Source organism: Acinetobacter sp. YH12112 (assembly GCF_013418945.1).
GTDB lineage: Bacteria > Pseudomonadota > Gammaproteobacteria > Pseudomonadales > Moraxellaceae > Acinetobacter > Acinetobacter indicus.
In genome coordinates this window covers 1-23,576 of record NZ_VPBA01000025.1, presented here as the reverse complement: position 1 = coordinate 23,576, position 23,576 = coordinate 1, and the positions used below count along the sequence as shown (strand labels likewise).

The 23,576-nt window shown below is 45.4% G+C and carries 24 protein-coding genes and 1 rRNA gene; 13 read left to right on the top strand and 12 right to left on the bottom strand.

What is annotated here, in order from left to right; genetic code table 11:
• Nucleotides 1–6 precede the first annotated feature (6 nt).
• The 3 genes from FTU50_RS10275 to FTU50_RS10265 form a co-directional block, all read right to left on the bottom strand.
• Complete coding sequence (locus FTU50_RS10275) at nucleotides 7–162, bottom strand: hypothetical protein (RefSeq protein ID WP_005181085.1); 156 nt, start codon at nucleotides 160–162, stop codon at nucleotides 7–9.
• Complete coding sequence (gene guaD, locus FTU50_RS10270; RefSeq protein ID WP_180069755.1) at nucleotides 149–1,465, bottom strand: guanine deaminase; 1,317 nt, start codon at nucleotides 1,463–1,465, stop codon at nucleotides 149–151. Before guaD ends, FTU50_RS10275 begins: the two co-directional genes overlap by 14 nt.
• 263 nt (nucleotides 1,466–1,728) lie before the next feature.
• On the bottom strand, nucleotides 1,729–2,694 hold the full coding sequence (locus FTU50_RS10265) for a TerC family protein (protein WP_075168119.1): 966 nt from the start codon (nucleotides 2,692–2,694) through the stop codon (nucleotides 1,729–1,731).
• A gap of 523 nt (nucleotides 2,695–3,217) precedes the next feature.
• On the opposite strand from FTU50_RS10265, the gene FTU50_RS10260 reads away from it, so the two are divergent.
• Together FTU50_RS10260 and FTU50_RS10255 are read left to right on the top strand one after the other, a co-directional pair.
• Nucleotides 3,218–3,550 carry a GNAT family N-acetyltransferase gene (locus FTU50_RS10260; protein ID WP_323126860.1) on the top strand — a complete coding sequence of 111 codons (333 nt, stop codon included), beginning with the start codon at nucleotides 3,218–3,220 and terminating at the stop codon, nucleotides 3,548–3,550.
• A gap of 38 nt (nucleotides 3,551–3,588) precedes the next feature.
• Complete coding sequence (locus FTU50_RS10255) at nucleotides 3,589–3,870, top strand: GNAT family N-acetyltransferase (RefSeq protein ID WP_005181076.1); 282 nt, start codon at nucleotides 3,589–3,591, stop codon at nucleotides 3,868–3,870.
• 208 nt (nucleotides 3,871–4,078) lie between these two features.
• Here the strand turns inward: FTU50_RS10255 and FTU50_RS10250 are convergent, their stop codons facing one another.
• Nucleotides 4,079–5,470: an RNA-guided endonuclease TnpB family protein gene (locus FTU50_RS10250; RefSeq protein WP_180069753.1), complete on the bottom strand. Its 1,392-nt coding sequence runs from the start codon at nucleotides 5,468–5,470 to the stop codon at nucleotides 4,079–4,081.
• A gap of 72 nt (nucleotides 5,471–5,542) precedes the next feature.
• Between FTU50_RS10250 and tnpA the strand changes: the two genes are divergently transcribed.
• Together tnpA and FTU50_RS10240 are read left to right on the top strand one after the other, a co-directional pair.
• Nucleotides 5,543–5,992: an IS200/IS605 family transposase gene (gene tnpA, locus FTU50_RS10245; protein WP_171294843.1), complete on the top strand. Its 450-nt coding sequence runs from the start codon at nucleotides 5,543–5,545 to the stop codon at nucleotides 5,990–5,992.
• A 21-nt stretch (nucleotides 5,993–6,013) separates the two neighbouring features.
• On the top strand, nucleotides 6,014–6,331 hold the full coding sequence (locus tag FTU50_RS10240; protein ID WP_158650729.1) for a hypothetical protein: 318 nt from the start codon (nucleotides 6,014–6,016) through the stop codon (nucleotides 6,329–6,331).
• 7 nt (nucleotides 6,332–6,338) lie between these two features.
• On the opposite strand, the gene mpl is transcribed toward FTU50_RS10240, so the two are convergent.
• Complete coding sequence (gene mpl, locus FTU50_RS10235; RefSeq protein WP_005181071.1) at nucleotides 6,339–7,706, bottom strand: UDP-N-acetylmuramate:L-alanyl-gamma-D-glutamyl-meso-diaminopimelate ligase; 1,368 nt, start codon at nucleotides 7,704–7,706, stop codon at nucleotides 6,339–6,341.
• Nucleotides 7,707–7,960: 254 nt separating this feature from the next.
• Between mpl and FTU50_RS10230 the strand changes: the two genes are divergently transcribed.
• Nucleotides 7,961–8,299: a DMT family protein gene (locus FTU50_RS10230; RefSeq protein ID WP_005181069.1), complete on the top strand. Its 339-nt coding sequence runs from the start codon at nucleotides 7,961–7,963 to the stop codon at nucleotides 8,297–8,299.
• Between the two features lie 2 nt (nucleotides 8,300–8,301).
• On the opposite strand, the gene FTU50_RS10225 is transcribed toward FTU50_RS10230, so the two are convergent.
• Nucleotides 8,302–9,582 (bottom strand): DUF2254 domain-containing protein, encoded by a 1,281-nt coding sequence (locus FTU50_RS10225; protein ID WP_005181067.1) that lies wholly within the window; start codon nucleotides 9,580–9,582, stop codon nucleotides 8,302–8,304.
• A 288-nt stretch (nucleotides 9,583–9,870) separates the two neighbouring features.
• Here FTU50_RS10225 and purE point away from each other — a divergent pair, with 288 nt between their 5' ends.
• The 4 genes from purE (at nucleotide 9,871) to FTU50_RS10205 (ending at nucleotide 13,543) form a co-directional block, all read left to right on the top strand.
• Complete coding sequence (gene purE, locus FTU50_RS10220; protein WP_005181065.1) at nucleotides 9,871–10,383, top strand: 5-(carboxyamino)imidazole ribonucleotide mutase; 513 nt, start codon at nucleotides 9,871–9,873, stop codon at nucleotides 10,381–10,383.
• Nucleotides 10,384–10,398: 15 nt separating this feature from the next.
• Nucleotides 10,399–11,520 carry a 5-(carboxyamino)imidazole ribonucleotide synthase gene (locus FTU50_RS10215; protein ID WP_180069751.1) on the top strand — a complete coding sequence of 374 codons (1,122 nt, stop codon included), beginning with the start codon at nucleotides 10,399–10,401 and terminating at the stop codon, nucleotides 11,518–11,520.
• Nucleotides 11,521–11,534: 14 nt separating this feature from the next.
• Nucleotides 11,535–11,777, top strand: a complete 243-nt coding sequence (locus FTU50_RS10210; RefSeq protein WP_104498503.1) for a hypothetical protein — start codon at nucleotides 11,535–11,537, stop codon at nucleotides 11,775–11,777.
• 482 nt (nucleotides 11,778–12,259) lie between these two features.
• Nucleotides 12,260–13,543: a lytic murein transglycosylase gene (locus FTU50_RS10205; protein WP_075168300.1), complete on the top strand. Its 1,284-nt coding sequence runs from the start codon at nucleotides 12,260–12,262 to the stop codon at nucleotides 13,541–13,543.
• 39 nt (nucleotides 13,544–13,582) lie between these two features.
• Here FTU50_RS10205 and FTU50_RS10200 read toward each other — a convergent pair whose 3' ends face one another.
• The 4 genes from FTU50_RS10200 to grpE all read right to left on the bottom strand — a co-directional run bounded on the left by FTU50_RS10200 (nucleotide 13,583) and on the right by grpE (nucleotide 17,843).
• Nucleotides 13,583–13,972: a hypothetical protein gene (locus tag FTU50_RS10200; RefSeq protein WP_162182855.1), complete on the bottom strand. Its 390-nt coding sequence runs from the start codon at nucleotides 13,970–13,972 to the stop codon at nucleotides 13,583–13,585.
• A 120-nt stretch (nucleotides 13,973–14,092) separates the two neighbouring features.
• The gene (locus FTU50_RS10195; RefSeq protein ID WP_180069748.1) at nucleotides 14,093–15,004 is read right to left on the bottom strand and encodes a matrixin family metalloprotease; all 912 of its coding nucleotides are present in this window, start codon (nucleotides 15,002–15,004) and stop codon (nucleotides 14,093–14,095) included.
• A 230-nt stretch (nucleotides 15,005–15,234) separates the two neighbouring features.
• Nucleotides 15,235–17,175 carry a molecular chaperone DnaK gene (gene dnaK, locus FTU50_RS10190; protein WP_168369891.1) on the bottom strand — a complete coding sequence of 647 codons (1,941 nt, stop codon included), beginning with the start codon at nucleotides 17,173–17,175 and terminating at the stop codon, nucleotides 15,235–15,237.
• Between the two features lie 119 nt (nucleotides 17,176–17,294).
• Complete coding sequence (gene grpE / locus FTU50_RS10185; RefSeq protein WP_005181051.1) at nucleotides 17,295–17,843, bottom strand: nucleotide exchange factor GrpE; 549 nt, start codon at nucleotides 17,841–17,843, stop codon at nucleotides 17,295–17,297.
• Nucleotides 17,844–18,676: 833 nt separating this feature from the next.
• On the opposite strand from grpE, the gene FTU50_RS10180 reads away from it, so the two are divergent.
• Nucleotides 18,677–18,925 carry a hypothetical protein gene (locus FTU50_RS10180; RefSeq protein WP_180055057.1) on the top strand — a complete coding sequence of 83 codons (249 nt, stop codon included), beginning with the start codon at nucleotides 18,677–18,679 and terminating at the stop codon, nucleotides 18,923–18,925.
• A gap of 241 nt (nucleotides 18,926–19,166) precedes the next feature.
• On the opposite strand, the gene FTU50_RS10175 is transcribed toward FTU50_RS10180, so the two are convergent.
• Nucleotides 19,167–19,592 carry a hypothetical protein gene (locus FTU50_RS10175; RefSeq protein WP_127801898.1) on the bottom strand — a complete coding sequence of 142 codons (426 nt, stop codon included), beginning with the start codon at nucleotides 19,590–19,592 and terminating at the stop codon, nucleotides 19,167–19,169.
• A 202-nt stretch (nucleotides 19,593–19,794) separates the two neighbouring features.
• Between FTU50_RS10175 and FTU50_RS10170 the strand changes: the two genes are divergently transcribed.
• Nucleotides 19,795–20,871, top strand: coding sequence for an alpha/beta hydrolase (locus FTU50_RS10170; RefSeq protein ID WP_127801899.1), 1,077 nt, complete (start codon nucleotides 19,795–19,797; stop codon nucleotides 20,869–20,871).
• Between the two features lie 10 nt (nucleotides 20,872–20,881).
• Here FTU50_RS10170 and FTU50_RS10165 read toward each other — a convergent pair whose 3' ends face one another.
• Nucleotides 20,882–21,592, bottom strand: coding sequence for an acetoacetate decarboxylase family protein (locus FTU50_RS10165; protein ID WP_160255809.1), 711 nt, complete (start codon nucleotides 21,590–21,592; stop codon nucleotides 20,882–20,884).
• A 97-nt stretch (nucleotides 21,593–21,689) separates the two neighbouring features.
• Here FTU50_RS10165 and FTU50_RS10160 point away from each other — a divergent pair, with 97 nt between their 5' ends.
• Both FTU50_RS10160 and FTU50_RS10155 read left to right on the top strand, forming a co-directional pair.
• Nucleotides 21,690–22,262: a peptidylprolyl isomerase gene (locus tag FTU50_RS10160; RefSeq protein ID WP_005181044.1), complete on the top strand. Its 573-nt coding sequence runs from the start codon at nucleotides 21,690–21,692 to the stop codon at nucleotides 22,260–22,262.
• Between the two features lie 435 nt (nucleotides 22,263–22,697).
• Nucleotides 22,698–23,576: ribosomal RNA gene (locus FTU50_RS10155) — 16S ribosomal RNA — on the top strand; the annotation flags it as partial.

The following is a 23,576-nucleotide window of genomic DNA, read 5'->3' as shown; positions in this document are numbered from 1 at the left end:
TTAATTTTAATACATCTTGCGGTCAGATGCATCCTCTTTGCTGTCTAAAAAAACAGCATTTTTGACCGGGTGGTCTCTTTTCAGCAATAAGGCCAGACCAATCAGCGTGAGCGCCACCCGCCATTTCGGTTGCGCCCGGCGTATAGGTTTAGTCGCGGACATAGGCACATTGTCCATAAATATAGGTGGCCTGAATATTCCGTTCATCGCCCATGGTCATGAGCGCAAACAGGCTGTCTTCCAGGCCTTTGCTGTGCTGCTGGCGCAGGGTCTGCAAGGCGGTGGCGTTTAAATCCAGCACAATAAAGTCCGCTTCTTTACCGATATTGAAATTGCCGAGCTTGTCATCCAGATCCAGTGCTTTGGCACCGCCTAAAGTGGCATGATACAGCGCTTCATAGGCCGACAGGTTTTGCTCAAGTAGCTGCTGGACTTTATAGGCTTCGCTAATGGTGCGCAGCTGGCTAAACGAGGTCCCTGCCCCGATGTCGGTGCCCAGGCCCATTTTGACCTGTTTCTGCCAGGTCTGATGAATCGGGAACAGGCCACTGCCCAGGAACAGGTTGGAGGTCGGACAAAAGGCAATTGCGGAATTGGTCTGGTGCATACAGTCCCACTCCTGCTCTTCCAGATGCACACAATGCGCAAATACCGAACGTGAACCGGTCAGCCCATAATGATGATAGACATCTAAATAGCCTTTTTGCTCCGGGAACAGGCTTTTGACCCAGGCAATTTCATTTTTGTTTTCACTTAAATGGGTATGTAAATACACATCCGGATATTCAGCTTTCAGCTGCTGCGCTTTTTCCAGTTGTGCCGGCGTTGAGGTCGGTGCAAAACGCGGGGTAATCGCATATAAATTACGGCCTTTTCCATGCCACTTTTCAATCAGTGCTTTAGATTCCTGATAGGCGCGTTCTGGCGTGTCACAGAGTTCCTCGGGTGCATGACGGTCCATCAGCACTTTACCAGCAATCAGGCGCATCTGGTGCTGTTCTGCGGCTTCAAAAAGGGCATCGACAGATTCAGGATGCACGGTACAGAACACCAGTGCCGTGGTGGTGCCATTTTTCAGCAGTTCCTGCACAAAAAATGCAGCAATCTTGTCAGCATAGCTTTTATCAGCAAACTGCATTTCGGTTGGAAAGGTATAGGTATTCAGCCATTCCAGCAGCTGGGTGCCATAGGCGCCCACCATTTCGGTTTGTGGGAAATGAATATGGGTATCAATGAAGCCGGGTATAATCAGCTGATCGGGATAATGCTGCACCGAAACACCGGCCGGAATATACGCCCGCCCCTCTTCCCAGGGACCAAACCAGTGAATTTTCCCGTGTTGGGTAATTAATAAACCATCTTCTACATAGCGCACTTGGTCGTGAATATCACGCGCTTGGGCAACTGTATTCTGAATATCGAGGAAGCGGCCGCGAATTGCCGTCGTTGCAATGACAGAAGACATGAAAAACCTGCACTTGTTTAATTTTTTCGGTTGATTGTAGCTGAAAAGCGCTGCCCTGTATGGAAAATCCAACATTCAGTCACAGACATTGGGTGTCATGCAAAACTGTTGCCAGTTTGGGTGAAATACAAGATGTCCACTGGGTCAACTCTAAAATATTCAGTTAAATCGAGTACTTATACGCTGATATTTAAGAGTAATCCCTGAATATGGAAAATAAAAAAAGCCCGTATGCAACGGGCTTTTTGATCAATCAGGCCACTTTAGAGCGTGGTTTCATGATGCTTGCGACTGTGGCGAATCGACAGCCAGGCAGTAATTGCCAGCACAATCACAATAAAGCTTAGGGAAATCCAGATTGGCATATGGAACACATCCAGCATCAGCATCTTGAAGCCAATGAACACCAGAATAATTCCCAGCCCATACGGCAGATAATGCATTTTGGTGGCTGCACCGGCCAGCAGGAAGAACATGGCGCGTAAGCCTAAAATCGCCATCAGGTTGGCGGTCAAGACAATAAAGGGATCACTGGTCACAGCAAAAATCGCAGGAATTGAATCCACCGCAAAAATCACATCGGAGGCTTCAACCAGAATCAGCACCAGAAAGAGTGGCGTGGCCCAGAGTAAGCCCTCTTTACGTACAAAGAAGCGGCTGCCTTCCAGCTGCGGGGTAATCCGCATATGTTTGCGTAACCATTTCAGGATCGCCATATCTTCGATATTGCTGTCTTCATCGTCCTGTCCACGCAGGAATTTAAAGCCGGTATAGACCAGGAAGGCACCGAACAGATACAGAATCCAGGAGAATTCCTGCACAAACCAGGCGCCAATAAAAATAAAGATGGTACGCAGCACAATAGCGCCCAAAACGCCATACAGCAGGATTTTACGTTGTAACGCTGGTGGAATGGCAAAGGCAGCAAAAATCATCAGCCAGACAAAGACGTTATCAATCGCCAGTGATTTTTCCAGTAAATAACCGGCCAGATATTCCATCACCTTGGTATTGGCGACATCCAGTCCGGCGGTCTGTTTCAGATACAGCCATAGGCCACCACCAAACAGCATGGCCACGCTGACCCAGGCGATACTCCAGTAAGCGGCGGTACGCACCTGAACGGTCTGGCCTTCTTTTTGTTTAAAGCCCAGAAAGTCGATGGCGAGCATGACCATAACAATCGCAAAAAAGGCCAGATACAGCCAGATATTGCCGATAGATTCCATACAATCTCCACATCCGACAATTGGCCATAAAAAACCTTGACCCGTTGCCAGATGAAATAAAAACATCCATAACAACGTGATCAAGGTCTTGCCTACATTGCCCTGCCTGTGCAGATTCAATGCTCAGATACCGACTTTTTGCAAAGTGTAATGACGATAGTCTGACACGTTAAAACCAGTGAGTTTCATCTGGGTTTTAACGCTTGGAGGAGGCTACTCCCCTTGTTCAACAATTCTGTGTTGGGGGAATGCCCCAAAGTCGACAGAGAATTGCATATTTTTAAGTAAAGTGCAATTAGGCTTATTTAAACGGATCGCGAGATTTTTCCTTATAGATTGAAATTCCGAGATAAATGGCTAAACCCACCAACAACAAAATAATGATGAAAAAAAGATCCATAGTTAAAAATATTGAAGTGTGTTAATCATGTAATTAATTGTATCCATATTTTAGCTAAAAACCTAGTCATGTTTCACAGATCATAAAAAATGTAAGTCGCACTTTTCTTTTCTGTCTTTTTCTGTGAATAAAGCAGATACTGACTATTCCAGATGGGAGGATATGATAAAAATGATGGTGCAACACGAAAACAATGACAGCAAAGGGGCCTTTTTTGTTGAAGCCAATGGCGAGCGTCTGGCTGAGATGACCTATTCACGTGCTGGCGAAGATAAAATCATTATTGACCATACCACGGTCAGTGAACAGTTACGTGGTCAGGGTGTGGGACGTCACTTAGTTGAAGCTGCGGTCAATTATGCCCGCGAACAGCAGACCAAGATTATACCGCTCTGCCCTTATGCCAAAGCGGCTTTTGAAAAAGACCCATCTATTCAGGATGTACTTCAACCCTAATTCATCAGGTGACACATAAACTTTAAGGCAGGACAGCAATGGATATTCAACATCAAGAGGCAAAACGTGGCGGTGCATTTTTTATTGAACGGGATGGACAGCGGATTGCTGAAATCACCTATCAATGGCAAGACGCGCATAAAATTGTCGCCGACCATACCTGGGTAGATGATTCATTACGTGGCCAAGGTATTGCCCGCCAATTACTGGATGTGCTGGTCGAGTTTGCCCGGGAAAAACAGCTCAAGATTGTACCGGTCTGTTCTTATGTTGAAGTCATGTTTCGACGCGAGCCCAGCTTGGCCGATGTCGCCGCTTAAGTCTGGCGCTTGAACCCGCCGCCGACTTTGGAGGGTCAGCCAATATATAAAAACCACGAGCATGCACTCGTGGTTTTTGATTGCCGATAAAGACCTTAGCTGTAATCAATGATCACTTTCAGGGCTTTTTCATCTGAAGCGTGTTTAAATACCTCATAAGCCTTATGAACTACTCGGAGCTAAAGCAACCGAGTTTCCGTAGTGCAACCTAAGTTGCACACATCTCTTTTGACGCTTCTACGGTACTGCGAAAAGAAGCTTTGACACCTCTAGTCGTCTTACGAACACCTCCACGCCCACTAGATGATAAATAATTACCATCCAACTGTGTTCCACAGTCTAAAACTAATTTAATTGCTCTGTTCTTAATAACAATTGATGCATTGTGATCTGCATTATCAGCATGTCCACAACTCACGCACTTAAACCTGTCTTGGCTTTTGCGATTGTCGGGGTGAGTGTGACCGCATGAAGCGCACTCCTGACTTGTGTAAGAAGCATGAACCGTAAATACAGCCTTACCTAATTTGACTGATTTATACGTTAAGAATTCTGAAATTCTGTGCCATCCTACATTGAGAATAGCTTTGTTTAACCCTGCTTTAGCTTTAGCCTTATTTGGAATAAAACGTCCGAATTTATCTTTCTTAGGGTTAGGCTTTTTGGTCATCTGTTTGGTATTTAGTTTCTCAAAAATAAATACCTGACCGAATCCATTAGCTAAACTACGACTTGTCTTATGAGCAAAGTCCTTGCGAATATTGGCTTTCTTAGAGTGATGCACCGCAATTCGATGTTTGGTCTTAGCTCTTCGGTTTGAGCCTTTGATTTGTCGAGCAAGTTTTCTTTGCAGTCGCTTAATGTAGCGATCTGCTTTACTCATGTGATTCTTTTGTTCTTTAGAAAAATCGAATTCTTCATGACCTGCATGAACAGGGATTGTGACACCACGATCTATACCCACCACTATTTTTTGTAGTTGTGATTCGTCCATGTCTTGCAAATGATCTAATTGTCTTTTGGCATATTTTTTAGCATCGAATTTCTTGCCGTCAAACTCTTGAATCTCAACACCATCTTCATAGCAGAAAGAAACGAAATATTGACCTCGTTCTTTGCTAATGTGGATGGATTTTGGCTCTTTAAACTCAGCATGAGCTTTAAAATTTAAAGCTCCGATATTGAATTTCTTACCGCCAATAAATAATTTACGCTTATTGTTTTCTACTCGAAACTCAAATAAATCAGAGGTTAGGTGAACAGAACCTTTGTCTGATTTTTTTTTGCGTCTTGGTCGTCCACACACACCCTTAATGGATTTTTTGAGCGTATTAAACCAATTTACGGTTGAGTTCTTTTGAATGGTGCTAGGACAGTTTGCAAGCCATGAACTAATCTCATCTGATTTAAAGTGAGCGTATTTTTGATCTTGGGTTTCATAATAGTGATCAAAAGTTGCAAACTTACGGGCAAATCCTCGAAAGTATTTATCCTCATCGCATTTGGCATTCCAAACGAAACGAGCACAACCCATCCACTGACTTAAAATCAGCTTTTGATGTTCAGTTGGATACACCCTTAACCTGATGCCTGTTAGCAATTAAAAAACCTCTAGTGAATACGCTTATTTTAGCTTAAAATAAGATCAATGTAAATCTAGTGTGTGGTTAATATGTACGAGTGGAGAACAGGTAGATCATGTGTTTTTAACAATATTGTTCATCTAGTATTTGTTACGAAATACCGAAGAGATGTATTAACAATGGAAATGCTTACTTCTTTAAATGAGATTATGAAAGAAACTTGCTTGCAAATGAATTGTGAACTCATTGAGTTTAATGGCGAGGATGATCATATTCACATGCTTGTAAGTGTTCACCCTAAACATTCAGTGTCTAATTTAGTGGGTAAACTAAAGGGCAAAAGCTCTTATGTTTTAAGACGATCTTATTGGGATGAAATTAAGGGAAAATTATGGGGCAACCACTTTTGGTCGCCTAGTTATTGCGTTGTATCTTGTGGTGGTGCAAGTTTAGAAGTTGTTAAAAAGTATATCGAAAACCAAAGAACACCAACTTCTGAAAAAAATGCAAAAAAATCCAAGTCACTAAAAAAGAGCTAACTCGCCCTTAAAAGAGTGAGAATGCGCTCTTTATGCTTGTTCAAAACGGATATCATTGGCGCCATGATAAACCATGGCTTGCATTGTCTGGGACATGGTGGTCATCCTCTTGTTGTGCTTATTGTGGGGCAGCCTGCGCCTTTTCACCTCATCAGGAACCGTTATGGCGCAGGATGTGATCGTTCTAACTTAACAGGAGTCGATGACAAGTTCATCTCTAAAAAACCGTTTTTATTCATATATTTGTATATTTATTTTAATCTATTAAATTGTATGAAAATAAAACAGGGCTGCAGTATCTGGACTACAGCCCTGTTGAATGATGTTTCAGGTCAATAAAACGTGCTTAAGCCGATTTTAATGCACTTAATAATTTCTGGTGCAGACCACCAAAACCGCCATTGGACATGATCACCACCGCATCGCCCTCGCCTGCTTCTTGGCTGACGGTATGAATAATGTCATCCAGCGTCCGGGCAATTTTGGCCTTGTTTGGTGCCGCAGCTACTACTGGCTGTAAATCCCAGTCCAGCCCTTCCGGTTGATACCAGATCACTTCATCGGCCAGACGTGCTGAATGTGCCAGTCCATCTTTATGGCTGCCCATACGCATGGTATTGGAACGAGGCTCAATAATCGCCCACAGTTTGCGTTCACCTAAACGTTTGCGCGCGCCTTCCAGAGTGGTGTCAATCGCAGTCGGATGATGGGCAAAGTCATCATAGACCTCAATGCCGCGTACGGTATCGAGCAGTTCCATACGGCGTTTTACCCCGCCGAAATTGGACAAGGCAGCACAGGCCGTTTCAATCGATACACCAACATGCGCCGCCGCGGCAATGGTTGCCAGGGCATTGGCCACTGAATGCTGGCCGGTCATGTTCCAGCAGACTTCGCCCTGAACCACACCATCTTGCAGCACTTTAAAATGTGAGCCATCGGCCTGTAACTGCTCGGCAGATAGCGCGGCCTGGGCATGTGCAGTCAGTGAGGTGCGGACCACCGGTGTCCAGCAGCCCATTTCCAGCACTTCATCAATATGGGTTTCGGTAACCGGTGCAATAATGCAGCCTTCACTTGGAATGGTACGCACCAGATGATGGAACTGTTTTTGAATCGCCGCCAGATCATCAAAGATATCGGCATGGTCAAATTCAAGGTTATTTAAAATGGCAGTTTTCGGATGGTAATGCACGAACTTGGAGCGCTTGTCGAAGAAAGCAGAATCGTATTCATCGGCTTCAACACAGAAGTATTTGCCACCACCTAAACGCGCGCTTTCTTTAAAGCCAAGCGGAACACCGCCAATCAAAAAGCCCGGTTCCAGACCGGCCTGATCCAGCACCCAGGCCAGCATGGTGGTGGTGGTGGTTTTACCATGGGTGCCGGCCACGCCCAGAACATGCTTGCCTTGCAGCACATGATCGGCCAGGAATTGTGGACCTGAAACATAAGGCAGACCGGCATTGAGCATATATTCCACCGCATCAATACCACGTTTCATGGCATTACCGACAATCACCAAGTCCGGATGCGGCTGTAAATGGCTGCGGTCATAGCCCTGCATTAAGGTAATGCCTGCATTTTCCAGTTGGGTCGACATCGGCGGATAAACATTCTGGTCGGAACCGGTCACGGTATGTCCCAGATCACGCGCCAACAAGGCCAGAGAGCCCATAAAAGTGCCACAAATACCCAAAATATGCAGATGCATCCGCTGTTACTCCACTGCGTGTAGGACCGTACCATTCTTGTTGATGGCCTGGTCATGATGTATTGAATTGTCAGCAACGATAGCAAGGCTGTTTCGGAAAAGATAGTCATTCTTGTAGGGATTCGTTGACTGGAATCCGAAAAAATCAGGCATTTTCCAGGCGGATGCTGACCCTGAAAAAAATCCGCATGGCCACACTGCTTTTTTAGCCTGAAACCGTACAATAGGCTGACGTTTTCTGGATGCTGCCGCCTATGTCCTTCCCTTTACTGCTGTTAATTATTTCCAACTGTTTTATGACCCTGGCCTGGTATGGACATCTGAAATTTTTGCATGGCGCACCGCTGTGGCAGGCCATTTTGTTTGGCTGGATGATTGCCCTGCTCGAATACGCCTTTATGATTCCGGCCACGCGCTTGCTGGCCCAGCATGGCTGGTCACTTGGGCAAATGAAAATTACCCAGGAAGTGGTGACCCTGCTGGTCTTTGTGCCGTTTATGCTGTATCTGTTCAAGCAGCCGTTTAAACTGGATTATCTCTGGGCCGGTTTATGCCTGCTCGGTTGTGTTTACTTCGTTTTTCGTAGTAGCTAAAGTTATTCAGGCTGTGGCAGATGCGGAAAAAGTGCGGCGAAATCCGCTTGAATCAGCGCCCGTTCTGGTGCGAAATCAAAGTGATGTAAACAGCGTTGTAGCACCTGCATCGCCATCTGCGTGGCCGCCTGTCTGAGTTCCGGTTCCGGCACATTCTGCGCAATCATCGACAGGCATTTCAGCAGGCGCTGATTTAACTCCAGATTCTGGGCACAATCGCGGGCCAGCGGCATAAAGCTGCCATAAATCAGGTCTTGCAGATCAAAGCACTCAATACTGAGATGCGGATAATCACAGCGCGTCGCCTCCGGGTCCGGGCGACTGTCAATCAGAATCCGGGTCAGCGCATTCAGCGCGCTAATGCCGGACCCGACATCATTAATTGCACTCGACATGGCTTTTTGCCCGACCTCACTCATCACCAGCAGACAAAAACGCGGATCCTGTAGAAAACTGCGATTGGTTTCAATAATCAGATGCTGCAGAATCTGATCGCGGATCTGCTGTTGCTGTTCTTCGGACAGCGCCTGCGGGCTATAGACCTCGACCAGCGCAGTCATCGGATCTAAAAATTTGCCCGGCATAGATGGCAGATGTAAATGCAGTTGCTGCTGCGCGGCAATCTGCTCCAGTCCGGCCAGATCGACATGGTTAAAATAGCCGGTTGTGCTGCTATAGACGCAAAAGCTGGGCGCAAAGGCAGGCTTCTGCCCTGTTGCCCCCAAATCCGGTTGATGCCGGAACTGGCCCAAGGCCTTTTTGGCCGCAGTTTCAATCTTGTCGATGGTGGTGGTTAAATTGCCGAGTTTGGACAGGGTTTGTACCCAGTGAATCAGGGTATAAATCAGGTACATCAGCACCAGAATGGTACTGATAAACAGCACAAAACGTCCGGATGGACCGTAGTACTCCAGCCCCAGGGCAATTTTGGCAATCACTGCATAAATAAAAGCGGAAATAAAACTGGAAATGGCCAGCCGGGTGTTGTCATCGCTCATCATCAAGCTATAGGCACGTGGTGTGCCGCTGCTTGAAGCCGAAGCAAAAGCTGCCACCATAATCGACAATGAGAAGGTCGTCACTGCCAGCATGCTGGATGCAATAATATCCAGCAAGCTGCCCAAGGTGTCGATGCTGATATTCGGTACCGTACTGGCCGGAATAAAATACTGGCTGGCGATGGCAAATAATGAAAAAAATGTCGCAAAGATGGCACCCAGCGCCGGCATCAGCCATAAGTTTTCTGAAGGGTTTTGTAGCCAGATTTTAAGTTTGAACCACATGGAAACTGCCCTGAAAATATCTTTAATCTAATCTTAAGTTATTCATTACAAAAAGCTTTATCTTGATAGTTATAGCGTTTTTTTCACCGCTGTATGTCCTCTTTTTGTATTTTTGGCCTATTGCCATCATTGTATTTTCTTCAGTTTTACAAACAGATAATTTTAATCTTTATTCTTGCGCCGAACTTTAGCCAGCCGGTTTTTCAGTCTATAATACGGAGCTTATTCATTAAAGCTTGGCTCTCGTCGAGATTTATCTTTTTTCACTTAGTCTCTGGAACATTAGCAATGAATGCGGCCGCAGCACAAGACGCTCCTCTCGTTGGAATTATTATGGGTTCTCAATCTGATTGGGCAACTCTCGAACACACTGCCAATATGCTCAAGCAGCTTGGTGTCCCATTTGAAGCGGAAGTGGTTTCTGCGCACCGTACCCCAGACCGTTTATTCGAATATGCCGAAACTGCGCGTGATCGTGGTATTCAGGTGATTATTGCCGGTGCGGGTGGCGCTGCCCATTTACCGGGCATGTGCGCAGCCAAGACTGATCTTCCAGTGCTGGGTGTGCCGGTTAAATCTTCTATTTTAAATGGTGTCGATTCACTGCTGTCGATTGTACAAATGCCGGCCGGAATTGCGGTGGGTACCTTGGCAATTGGTCCGGCCGGTGCCACCAATGCTGCCATTATGGCTGCCCAGATTCTGGGTTTAACGCGTCCAGAGATTGCGAAAAATGTCGCTGATTTCCGTGCAGCGCAAACCGATAAAGTGGCCAGCAACAATATTCCGGGTCAGGCTTAATACGGGACATTCCTTATGAATAAAACCATTGGTATTTTTGGTGGTGGGCAGCTTGGTCGTATGATGGCGCAAGCCGCGTTACCACTCAATATTCAATGTACTTTCTTTGAAGCCAGTGCAGATTGCCCTTCTGCAGCTTTAGGTACGGTCTATTCAAGCGCAGCTGAACACGGTTTGCAGGATTTTATCCAGAGTGCAGATGTATTTAGCCTGGAATTTGAAAATACCCCGCTGGCTGATGTCGATGTCTTGACCCAAAGTAAAGCGTTGCATCCGCCGCGTCAGGCACTGGCGATTGCGCAAAACCGTCTGCAGGAAAAAGCCTTATTTGATGCGCTGCAGATTCCGGTGGCGCCGTATAAGGCGGTTGATTCGCTGGACAGTTTACAGGCGGCGGTGGCTGAATTAGGTCTGCCGATTGTACTGAAAACCGCGACTGGCGGTTATGATGGTAAAGGCCAGTTTGTGCTGCGTAGCGCCGATCAGATTGATCAGGCCTGGGCAGAACTTGGCCCTGCCGGCTCACTGATTGCAGAAAGTTTTGTCACCTTCTCGCGTGAAGTATCGATTATTGCGGTACGTGGCCAAGATGGCGATGTCAAAACCTGGCCATTGGCTGAAAACCATCACCATCACGGGATTTTATCGCACTCGATTGTACCGGCACCGAACAGCACTGACTTGCAACCGGTGGCGCAAGACTACATCACGCGCCTGCTGAATCATCTGAACTATGTTGGTGTGTTGACACTGGAGCTGTTTGTGACTGAAAAAGGCCTGTATGCCAATGAAATGGCGCCACGCGTGCATAATTCAGGGCACTGGTCGATTGAAGGTGCGGTCTGTTCACAGTTTGAAAACCATGTCCGTGCAGTGGCTGGTTTGCCGCTCGGTTCGACTGAGGTGGTACGCCCGACAGTGATGGTGAATATTATTGGTCAGCATCCAAAGTCGGAAGATGTGTTGGCGTTAAATGGTGCACATCTGCATTTGTACAATAAAACCGAACGCGAAGGTCGTAAAATTGGGCATATTACCTTAATGCCAAACGACAGCCGTGAACTGACGTCACTGTGCCGTCAGCTGGCGAAAATTCTGCCAAATCCGCTGGCCTTGAGTGAAGATATGAGCATTTAACTGCAGATTCGTTTATGAAAACAGCGGTCCCTCAGCGGGCCGCTTTTTTTATGCCAGAAATTCGGGCAAGATTGCGCTCTTTTTTCGCCAGCCGCCATTGGTCGGCTGGTTCAACAACAGGCTTGATTGCTTCAGTCCAGATCTTTTATAACTATAAATGGCTAAAAAACAAACATAAATACAGAGCATCTGAAAAAATTAAAAATGAATTCAAACACAGATTTTATTTTAAATTTAAATCTGAATATGCAGTTTGAATTTAAAATATCCGCTGAACTTTAAATTCAAAATTATGAATTCAAATCTGTTTGTAGTTTTAAATTTAAAATTTGAATTTAAAACCTGCGAAATAAATTCAAAAACTGCAATTTAAATTTAAAAAGTACAGATTTACGGTCCGGTGGATGGGTTTTGTGGATAAGTTTTCCTGAAATAAATTTGAAAATGATGATTTAAATTTAAAACCAGCGCTGTTTTGCAAGTGTGGATAACTTTACTGGTTGAAGTCTGAAAAAATGAATTTAAAAGAATGAATTTAAATTTAAAAAATAAGAAAACCTAGATTTGAATTTAAAAATACTCAAGATTAGATCTGTGGATAAAATTTTTTAAATTCAAAACTGAAATATGAATTTAAAATGAAGCAAAATAAATTTAAATTTACGTTTTTACCCTGTCATTTTATGGCTCAGCTGTTATGGTAAAACCAGTTTTAAATTCAAATGACATAAGGGATAGTATGCATCGCTTTGCTTTTGTTTTCGGATCTTTGGCATTGGCTGCATCTCAGCTACATGCAGAACTGATTATTAATGGTCAGCCGGTCACCACTACGGCGCCGGTGCCAAGTACCATCCAGCCTCAAAATAATTTCCAGGTCTGTCTGGCCAATTTGCGCGGCCAGGCCATGGCCAAGGGCGTCAGTGGCAGTACTTATGATCGTTACACCCAAAATTTAACGCCAGATTATTCCGTGATTGAACGCCTGAATTATCAGCCGGAATTTTCGACGCCAATCTGGGATTATCTGTCTGGTCTGGTCGATGAAGAACGCGTACAACTGGGCCAGCAAAAACTGGCCGAGCACCGTGAAGTGCTGAACCGGGTTGCAGCAGCTTATGGGGTACCGCCAGAAACCGTGGTCGCGGTGTGGGGTGTGGAAAGTAATTTTGGCGATATTTCTGGCCGTTATCCGTTATTGCAGGCCTTAGGTACTTTAAGCTGCGAAGGCCGTCGTCAGAGTTATTTCCGCGGCGAATTCTTTGCCGCGATGCGTATTTTACAACGCGGTGATGTGCGTGAAGATCAGCTCAGAGGCTCATGGGCTGGGGCATTTGGTCATACCCAGTTTATGCCATCGACCTATGAAGAACTGGCAGTGGATTTTGATGGTGATGGCCGCCGTGATCTGGTCTCAAGCACCACTGATGCCTTGGCATCAACCGCCAATTTCCTGAAAAAACGTGGCTGGCAAAGCGGACAGCCGTGGGGCTTTGAAGTGAAATTGCCCGCAGGCATGTCAGTCAGTGGAGAAGGGCGCCGCAATAAAAAATCCTTAAGCAGCTGGGTCAATCGTGGGCTAGTACGAGCCGATGGCAGTGCCTTGATTCAGGGCAATCTTTCAGGCAGCAGTCAGGCCGGTTTGCTGACACCGGCAGGCGGCAATGGCCCGGCTTTCTTGGTGTTTAAAAACTTTGATGCCATTTACAGTTATAACGCCGCGGAAAGTTATGCCTTGGCCATTGCGCATTTATCCGACCGTTTACAGGGCAAAGGCCCGTTTGTGACGGCATGGCCTACCGATGATCCGGGCACTTCACGCGCAGAACGTCGTGAAATCCAGCAGTTTTTATTAAATCGCGGCCATGATATTGGTGCGGTAGATGGCCTGATTGGTGATAAAACCCGTCAGGCCATTCGTCAGGAACAGATCCGCTTGGGCTTAAGTCCAACCGGGCGTGCCGGACAGCAGGTGTTACGCGCTTTTCGTAATGAAAATGCCAAACTGATGATGCTGCAATAAATAAGCAATAAAAAAGGGCGCCTTATGGCGCCCGGATGTTTATTCAATATCTGAAGTATCAATCTTCACGGCTTCTAAAATATCAAAAATCACCGTGGTTACATCCTGACTCAAATCACGGTTATTAAACACCTCATAGGCCGTAATGGTGACATCGGTGTCGCTTGGCAGCAGTTTTTGTTCTTCTTCAATCAGGTGATTAACCGGCAACAGGGTCTGTTTAATTTCTAAATGCAGGATATCTTCAAACTCGACATTTTCTTCTTCGAGTTCAATCATCTGCTCATTAAAATATGGCAATAGAATAGAGTAGAGATACGGCTGAATATCGACGATATCAAACAGTTCAATATCACGCGTTTGTTCAATCGTGCTGATGTGGTCATTTACTTCAATCAAAATATGGTAGTAACTCACATTAATCTCCACAAACATTCCTGTTGAAATTGCGGCTTTCACAATAACATGAAATAGCCAGAGAGGGCAGTGCTGTTGGCGATAAAGCCCCGGTTTTCTAGATTAACTTGTAATGAAAAGCATCAAATGTATTTAACGCTGCTGTAAAAGCGCCAAATCGGCGGCAGTTAGTTGAAAATGATCCAGATTTTGCTCTTGCATGAGAGGATGCATCAGGGCATGTGGATCATGGGTATGCCCCAAGCCCAAGGCGTGACCGAATTCATGTGCCAAGGTTAAACGCAGGTCGGCGGCTGACTGAAACTCATAGATGAGAATAGTTTTGCCATCAAAACTGCCTTTATCAAATAAACGCGGCTGAAAGCGCTGGTTAAATTGCTGCACCGAACCATCAATTGACTGATTTAGCTGGTTGAGGGCATCGATCTGTTGGTTCAAGCCTGCAATACGCACATTAAACTGTTGAATTTCAGCCTGTAAACTGGCGGTTTGCTGTTCGAGTTGCTGACGCTGCAGGTTTAAAGAGCTGCGCTGTATGGCTGATGCACCGCCTTGCTGGTTCAGCTGCTGCACCTGCTGGTTATAGGCATTCAGCTGTTGCTGTAACTGGGCATTTTTAAAAGCCAGCTGCTGGTTCAGTTGCTGAATCTGCTGTTTGACTGCCTGCACTTGGGCCTGCTGGCGTTCCCAGTGCTGCTGCTGTTGCTCAATCTGGCCCATCTGCAGGCGACGCTGTTCCGATTCATGTTGGCGTTCATCATAAATCAGGCGGATTGCCAGTCGCGCTTGTGGATCATAGACAAAATAGTCCTGACCAGTACCCTCTGTCCAGATTTGTGTGGCCTGTTGGGCCAGTTGCACTACCTCGGCATGACTTAAACCAAAGCGCGGGTCCACTTCGGCAATCCGGTAACGCAGCCGGGTATCCAAAGGTGCCTGAATCCGGGTCAGCAGGCTGTTGTGCTGCAGCTGCGGATGTTGCTGGTTCTGATACCACAGCATGGCGGCAAACAGCAGTAACACAATCAGGATTAAGGGACGCATCACGCAGATTGGGTTTCCTGTAGAGAGGGGGCAATTAACTGCACATCCGCATCTGTGTGATCGATTTTCTTTCCTTTATATAGCAGGAGAAAAGGATCAAAAGCAGAGTAGGCCAGATGGGGTGTCTAACTAGCTTAAAAAAGCCGCAGAGATGAAACAAGTCTTTTTTGCTTTCAAGCAGATATAAAAAAACCGCGCTTACGCGCGGTCTTTTTGTTTAAAGTGACAAATTATTTTTTGTCATCTTTCACTTCAGTGAACTCAGCATCTACAACGCCATCGTCCGCTTTTTGCTGTTGGCCAGCATCACCACCGAAGGCATTCGGGTCAAAACCTTGCGCAGCGCCTTGGCCTTGAGCTGCTTCATATGCACGTTGCGTAATTGGCATGATGATGTTTTGCAGTGCTTCAGTTTTCGCTTTGATCGCGTCAACGTCATTTTCTTTGGTTGCTGCTTCAAGTTCTGAAACTGCTGTTTCTACCGCAGTTTTTTCATCAGCAGTCACTTGTTCGCCAAGATCTTTTACTGCTTTTTGAGCAGAAGAAACCAGGGCATCTGCTTCGTTACGTGCTTTTGCCAGTTCTTCAAACTTACGGTCTTCTTCAGCATTCGCTTCAGCGTCTTTGATCATCGCTTCGATTTCAGCATCAGACAAACCTGAGTTTGCTTTAATCTGGATCGATTGCTCTTTACCCGTGCTCTTGTCTTTCGCAGACACTTTCAAGATACCATCCGCGTTGATGTCGAACGATACTTCAATTTGTGGCACACCACGTGGTGCAGGTGGGATATCACCCAACTGGAAGTTACCCAACAATTTGTTTTGTTGAGCCATTTTACGTTCACCTTGGTAAACCGAAATGTCTACTGCAGGTTGGTTATCTGCCGCTGTAGAGAACACTTGTGATTTTTTCGCAGGGATTGTGGTGTTTTTCTCGATGATTGGAGTTAACACGCCACCCATTGTTTCAATACCAAGTGTAAGCGGTGTTACGTCAAGTAAAAGAACGTCGTTCTTGTCACCAGACAATACCGCACCTTGAATTGCCGCACCCATTGCCACAGCTTCATCCGGGTTCACGTCTTTACGTGGCTCTTTACCAAAGAATTCTTGTACTTTTTGTTGTACAAGTGGCATACGAGACTGACCACCCACCAAAATCACGTCAGAGATGTCAGATGTTGAAAGACCCGCATCTTTCAGTGCAATACGGCAAGGTTCGATGGTACGCGCAACCAGGTCTGCAACCAAACCTTCTAATTTCGCACGTGTTACGTTGATCACCAAGTGTTTAGGACCAGTCGCATCAGCTGTGATGTATGGCAGGTTGATTTCAGTTGCATTTGAAGAAGAAAGCTCGATTTTTGCTTTTTCAGCCGCTTCTTTCAAACGTTGTAACGCCAGTGGATCATTTTTCAGGTTGACATTTTGTTCTTTCTTGAACTCTTCAACCAGGTAATCGATCAATGCGTTATCGAAGTCTTCACCACCTAAGAAGGTATCACCGTTAGTCGACAATACTTCGATTTGCTGGTCGCCATCAAGATCCGCAATTTCAATGATGGATACGTCGAAAGTACCACCACCCAAGTCATAGACTGCAACTTTACGGTCGCCTTCTTTCTTGTCCATACCGAACGCTAACGCCGCAGCAGTAGGTTCGTTGATGATACGTTTAACGTCTAAACCAGCAATTTTACCGGCATCTTTAGTCGCTTGACGCTGTGCATCGTTGAAGTATGCAGGAACGGTTACAACTGCTTCAGTAACAGTTTCACCGAGGTAATCTTCCGCAGTTTTCTTCATTTTTTTCAGAACTTCTGCAGAGATTTGCTGTGGTGCTAATTTTTTGTCGTTAACTTCAACCCAAGCATCACCATTGTCTGCTTTGATGATTTTGTATGGCACCAGACCGATATCTTTTTGTACCGCTTGGTCTTCATAACGACGACCGATCAGACGTTTGATTGCGAACAATGTGTTTTTCGGGTTAGTTACTGCTTGACGTTTCGCAGACTGACCGACCAGGATTTCGCCATCTTTATACGCAATAATAGATGGAGTTGTACGCGCGCCTTCAGCGTTTTCAATTACTTTAACTTTATCGCCTTCAAGTACCGCAACACATGAGTTGGTTGTACCTAAGTCAATACCAATGATTTTAGCCATTTGGATGTTTCCTCAAAAATTTTATTGTGCTTTACACTTGTTATCCGATATGAGAGCCGTTCAATTTTTTTCAAGTTAAAAATATGAAAAAATTTCACCAACTCCCGAATTTATGAGGCTTAAGCGCCGACCATAACCATTGCAGGACGCAATAAACGGCCATTTAAGCTATAACCTTTTTGCAGTACATTGCCAATTTCGTTGGCTTTGGCTGTTGGATCAATGCCCACCGCCTGATGTAAATCTGCATTGAAACCGTTCGCGGTATCTACCGCCACAATGCCGAATTTCTCTAAAGTCGTCAGCAGTGATTTCAGCGTCAGTTCCACCCCTTCAGACAGCGGGGTTTTTTCTTCGCCAGCTGCGGCAATAGCACGTTCCAGGTTATCTACGCTATCGAGCAGTTCTTTGGCAAATTTCTCCAGCACTGCTTCTTTATGCTTTTCAGATTCACGCTGAATACGCTCGACACTCTTTTGCGCTTCATACACTGCATTGGCGGTACGCGCTTTTTCAAGTTTTAAATCGCCTTCGAGCTGCGCAATCTGTTCTTGTAAAGACTCAACGGAAACGTCTGCCTGCTCGGTTTCAGCTTGAGTTTGGGTAGTATCTTGTTCTACTTGCTCTTGTTGCAGATCTTGAGCGTCTTGGTTGTGCTCGGTTGCCATTGATTTACTCCGTTTAAATGGGTTCTTAAACATGTACAGTCCTTCTGGCATCAGTATTGACTGGTTCATTCTGAACTGCCATGAGTGATGAATTTCGTAATTATTAAAGAAGTCGGGGCAGGGGATAAAAATTCAAGCGGTGCCAGTCATTAAATCTGCAGAAATTTGCTGAAAAAACATACATTCTTTTAATTTTTGATCTTTTTAGCAGGGAGGGTGCAGGAAGATACTACGAGGCTGAAACCCCAATTTATGGGAAAATGATTTTAATTTTAAGTCCGGATAAATTCTGTAGATGCTGTTGAGTTGTCTATACAAAATTTTTAAGTTGATTATTCTTTATACATAAAAACGATCAGAATGAGTGAAAAATACTATTTTACAGGGCAAGGTCAACTTTGTATGATTGCGCCCAGATTCTATCGCTGTAGTTTCTTTTGATATTTTCTTGAAATGTGTTTTCTGGCTTATCCGCCCTCTGGATAAGCCTTTTTTTTGCCCTAAAGATTTAAAAGTACCGCATTTACACTGTTATCTTTTCGCAAAACTAGCCGTATGTTGTGTAGAGCACGCTGTTTTCTCCCTCTAAAATAATTCTGCACTTTCGTCTTTTTTTATTGCTGTAATCTATAATAAAAACAGCAGATTAATCCTGCTGATTCCTTCCATTGGCTGTAAAAACAGCTGCATCTTCACGTTTATAAAAAACTGCATAACTCGTACCGGTGGATATAAAAATTTAACTTTTTATCTGCCGAGCCAGCACCGAAATTTTGAAAGTATAGCCAGCGCAAAGTTGGACTTTGTATTTTTCAATAAATGAGGATCGAATGATGAAAAAAATGGGTGTATTGGCTGTGGCCTTGTTTGCTGGACTGGCGGTAGTAGGCTGTAGCAGTCATGAAACAGCACAGGCGCCAGAAGTGGCACAAAATCCGGAGCAACCTGAAACGGTACAGGTGACTACCATGCCGGTAGAAGCGGGGGCTGAAGTGGGCGTAGCCGCAGAAGTTACTGCCCCGGCCATTGCTGCACCAGCAGGGTCGGAAGCACCGGCAGTTGAGGCACAGCCGCAGCCCTAAATTCAACGCTGTCTATTTCAAATGAAACAGGACCATCATTTAAATCAGGGAGGAAGATTTAATTTCTAAATAGGAATATTCAAAAAATGGCCAGGGAAGGCCAGCTATTTTCACTATTATTATGGAAGGTCGTTATTTTTCTATCACAGCGCTTTCAATCAAAGCACCTTGTAAAAATAAAAACCCGAAAGCCAGGTTTTCGGGTTTTTAAACTGTACATCGCACACTGTCAAATACAGGATTAATCACGACGGTCACGTTGCCGTTTGCGATATTCTTCCATCCGTTTACGCTGTTCTTCGACCCGTTTTTTACGCTGCTCTTGCTGTTTGCGTTCGACTTGCTGGCGTTTACGGTTCAGTTCGGCGCGTCGTTCGCGTTCCCGTTGTAACTGCTGACGGCTTTGTTCGGCACGTTTACGTTCCAGTTCACGTTTTTGTCGATCCCACTGCGCTTCGCGTTGGTGTTGCTGTTGTAAGCGTTTCTGACGTTGTTCATATTCCCAACGCTGACGTTCTGTCATGCGGCGATAATCATAGTTACGGTCGTAATCCCGGTCATAACGATGATCATAGCGGCCATTGTAGTGACCATCTTCAGGGAACGCGACACAACCGACCGCTAAAAATACGGTCGCGCAGGAAACCAAGAGGAGTTTTCTAGACATGGTGAGCGTCCTTTTTCTATCCGGATTAGCAAAATCAATCCCTCTGTATCATCAAAATTGTCAATGACACCTTATAGAAATAAGATTAGCGTATATAAATTCTGAATATGTAGGCCGATGACTGGACTTCTATAACGAAATAGTCACTAAACTGCTGATCATGTAGAAAATGTGAAGAATGAATAAAAAAGGAAGATGATAGATGAGTGCGTATCAACAGAAACTGCAAAAAATCATTGATAACAGTCAGGGTACGGTGGTGCGAACACTCGATCATTTACCGTGTGTGGCGCAGGAATCGCTGGCGCGTGCCTTGGGCTATCCTTATCAGTATCCGCAACTTGATCCCCTCATTAAATGCATGATGGCGGCCCAAATCAAGCAGGGGCGTATCGGTTTTATTGGCAAAAATCCGGCGCAATCGCGTCAGGCTTTTGATACTCAGATGAAGGCGATCCGTAAACAGCCGACCTATGTCAAACGGGTCGAAGATTTACGTTTAAGCCTGCAAAGTGGCACCATTTCAGCCCGTTATTATCATCCTGCACCGCATAAAAAACTGCCGTTGATTGTGTTTTATCATGGTGGTGGTTTTGTGGTGGGCAATCTCGATACCCATGATGAAGTTTGCCGGCTATTGGCGCATGCCGCTCAGGCGCAGGTGGTCAGTGTCGATTATCCACTGACCCCCGAGGTTTCACCGACACAGCTGATTCAGTGCTGTGAAGATGCTTTGGCTTGGGTGTATCAGCATCGCCGTCAATTTAATATTCTGAAAAACCGTATTGCCGTGGCGGGTGACAGTGCTGGTGCCAATATTGCTACCGTGGTGTCACAGCGTAGTAAAAATACCACCTATGCACCGCATGCCCAGTTACTGATTTATCCAGTGGTGGATTTTAAAAGCCGTCATCCGTCGTTCTTTGCCTATAAAGATGGTCTGGTGCTGACTGAGCAGGATATTGATTTCGTCACCGAGTATTATGCGTTACAGCACAATATGGCACTGGATGATGCCCTGATTTCACCAACCTACGGCAATTTAAGAAAACTGCCGCCGACCTTTATTGTGACGGCCGGGCATGATGTGCTGCACGATGAAGCGGAAATTTATGCGCACAAGCTGCGTCAGCAAGGGGTCAAAGTCCAATATAAGGAATATACCGACCAGACCCATGGTTTTATTAATTTAACCCCGGTTTCGCGCCGTGCTAAAAAACTCACGCTCGAGCTGGGCAAGAATTTCAGAAAATTTTGGGATCGACCACGCTTCTTTTAAAAGGGGTAACTTAAAAAGGCCGACTCAGATTTTTTCTGGTTTCACGTGGAACAGCGGTTTTGGTTTTAATCTGCGCTTCGGGGAATAACAGATCAAACTCCGGCACATAAAAACTTTGTAATAGTCGGGCCTGGGAAAAATCAGGAAAAATATCCTGGGTATTTTGCCATTCCACCGTTTTGAGTTTAGATAAACGGCCGCGAAATTTCGGACTAAACTGGTAGCGCTGGCCTTGCCAGGCCTGCTGAATGGATAAGAATGAAGCCGGAATATGGTGACTATTGATATAAAACGAGGTGCTGTTTTTCGGCCGCTCCAGACAAATTGACATCTCTTGCTGCTGATGACGCACAATACAATAGGTGCGACCTTCTTTTTCCAGCCATTCAAATTCGGCCAGCTCTTTCGGAATGCCCCATAACTGCTGGCCATGCACTAAAGAGGCCTGAGTCGAGACATAAATCTTGGGGATGGTCGACAAGCGATGCTTATACAATAAAGGATGATCCATAATTAACAGTTCATCATACGGACCCACTGGCGAATCCTGATAACGGATCAGCATTACATTGACCATGCGTCCTAAAGGAGACGGAGCCAGCCGAAAACGTTTGGCTGTTTTCAGGAAAAAAGGATTCAGCCAATAATTCAAAATAAAAGCATCGCCGTGTAAGCGCCAAGGCGGATGCGCAAAAATCTGGTTCTGGATATTGTTATTCATCTTATTCTCAGGATTTGAAAGGAACAGCTAATGTTTTCTTCATACTGAACAATTAATATAAGTGAAGCAAAACATCAAACCACGGATTCGTAAAGAAATGTTAAAACGTAGCGTTCTTATGGCCGCCAGCCTTGCCTTTAGTGCCTCTGCATGGGCTGCCAATTCAATGATTGAAATGAAAACTTCCATGGGCAATATTGAAATTGAACTGTTTAACGACAAAGCGCCGTTGTCAGCAGCCAATTTTGAAAAATATGTCAGCAGCAGTTTTTATACCGGTACTATTTTCCATCGCGTCATTCCGGGCTTTATGATTCAGGGCGGCGGTATGGATGCAGCCATGGTGGAACGTCCAAATACCCGTCCACCGGTCAGAAATGAATCCTATAATGGCCTGAGCAATCAGCGTGGTACTTTGGCGATGGCACGAACCAATCATCCTGATTCAGCCAAAAGCCAGTTTTTTATTAATCTGGTCGATAACGACTTCCTGAATAAAAGTCCACGTAATGCTGGCTATGCTGTGTTTGGCCGTGTTACCAAGGGGATGGATGTGGTCGATAAAATTGCCAAAGTACCGACCCGCAATGTTGGTGTGCACCAGAATGTTCCGGCTCAACCGGTGAAAATCCTGAGTGTGAAGATAAAACCGGCAACGGCAAAAAATTAACGAAAATAAAAAGCAGAAATATAAATTAAATATTTCTGCTTTAAAATTAGAAGTTTATTTCAAAGATCGGGTAAAAATGCTCCATATTGGTGCATAAAAAAGAAACACTCGATAAAACAAGATGCTAAAAGCACTTGCGTGTGTAAGAAATTGTCCTATAATGCACCCCATACCGACGAGATACACGGTGATGAACGAGGCGGATCGCTGAGTTGTCGAGTGTTTTGAGTCCAGCTTCTGGCACTGACGAGGTGTTAGAAAGATCATTAAGAGATTATGAAGAACAACTTGTGTGGATTTTTACTGGTTGATTAATCGAATATATTTTCATTAATTGATTGGTTTAAATTACTCGAAGTTTATTTGAGCGAAATTTAAGTCAGAAAATTGATGAGCCAAGTTTAAGAGTTTTACTTATAAAACTCGAAATGATTTTAACTGAAGAGTTTGATCATGGCTCAGATTGAACGCTGGCGGCAGGCTTAACACATGCAAGTCGAGCGGAGAGAAGGTAGCTTGCTACTGGAACTTAGCGGCGGACGGGTGAGTAATGCTTAGGAATCTGCCTATTAGTGGGGGACAACGTTCCGAAAGGGACGCTAATACCGCATACGTCCTACGGGAGAAAGCAGGGGACCTTCGGGCCTTGCGCTAATAGATGAGCCTAAGTCGGATTAGCTAGTTGGTGGGGTAAAGGCCTACCAAGGCGACGATCTGTAGCGGGTCTGAGAGGATGATCCGCCACACTGGGACTGAGACACGGCCCAGACTCCTACGGGAGGCAGCAGTGGGGAATATTGGACAATGGGGGGAACCCTGATCCAGCCATGCCGCGTGTGTGAAGAAGGCCTTTTGGTTGTAAAGCACTTTAAGTGGGGAGGAGGCTACTCTGGTTAATACCTAGAGCTAGTGGACGTTACCCACAGAATAAGCACCGGCTAACTCTGTGCCAGCAGCCGCGGTAATACAGAGGGTGCGAGCGTTAATCGGATTTACTGGGCGTAAAGCGCGCGTAGGCGGCTTTTTAAGTCGGATGTGAAATCCCCGAGCTTAACTTGGGAATTGCATTCGATACTGGGAGGCTAGAGTATGGGAGAGGATGGTAGAATTCCAGGTGTAGCGGTGAAATGCGTAGAGATCTGGAGGAATACCGATGGCGAAGGCAGCCATCTGGCCTAATACTGACGCTGAGGTGCGAAAGCATGGGGAGCAAACAGGATTAGATACCCTGGTAGTCCATGCCGTAAACGATGTCTACTAGCCGTTGGGGCCTTTGAGGCTTTAGTGGCGCAGCTAACGCGATAAGTAGACCGC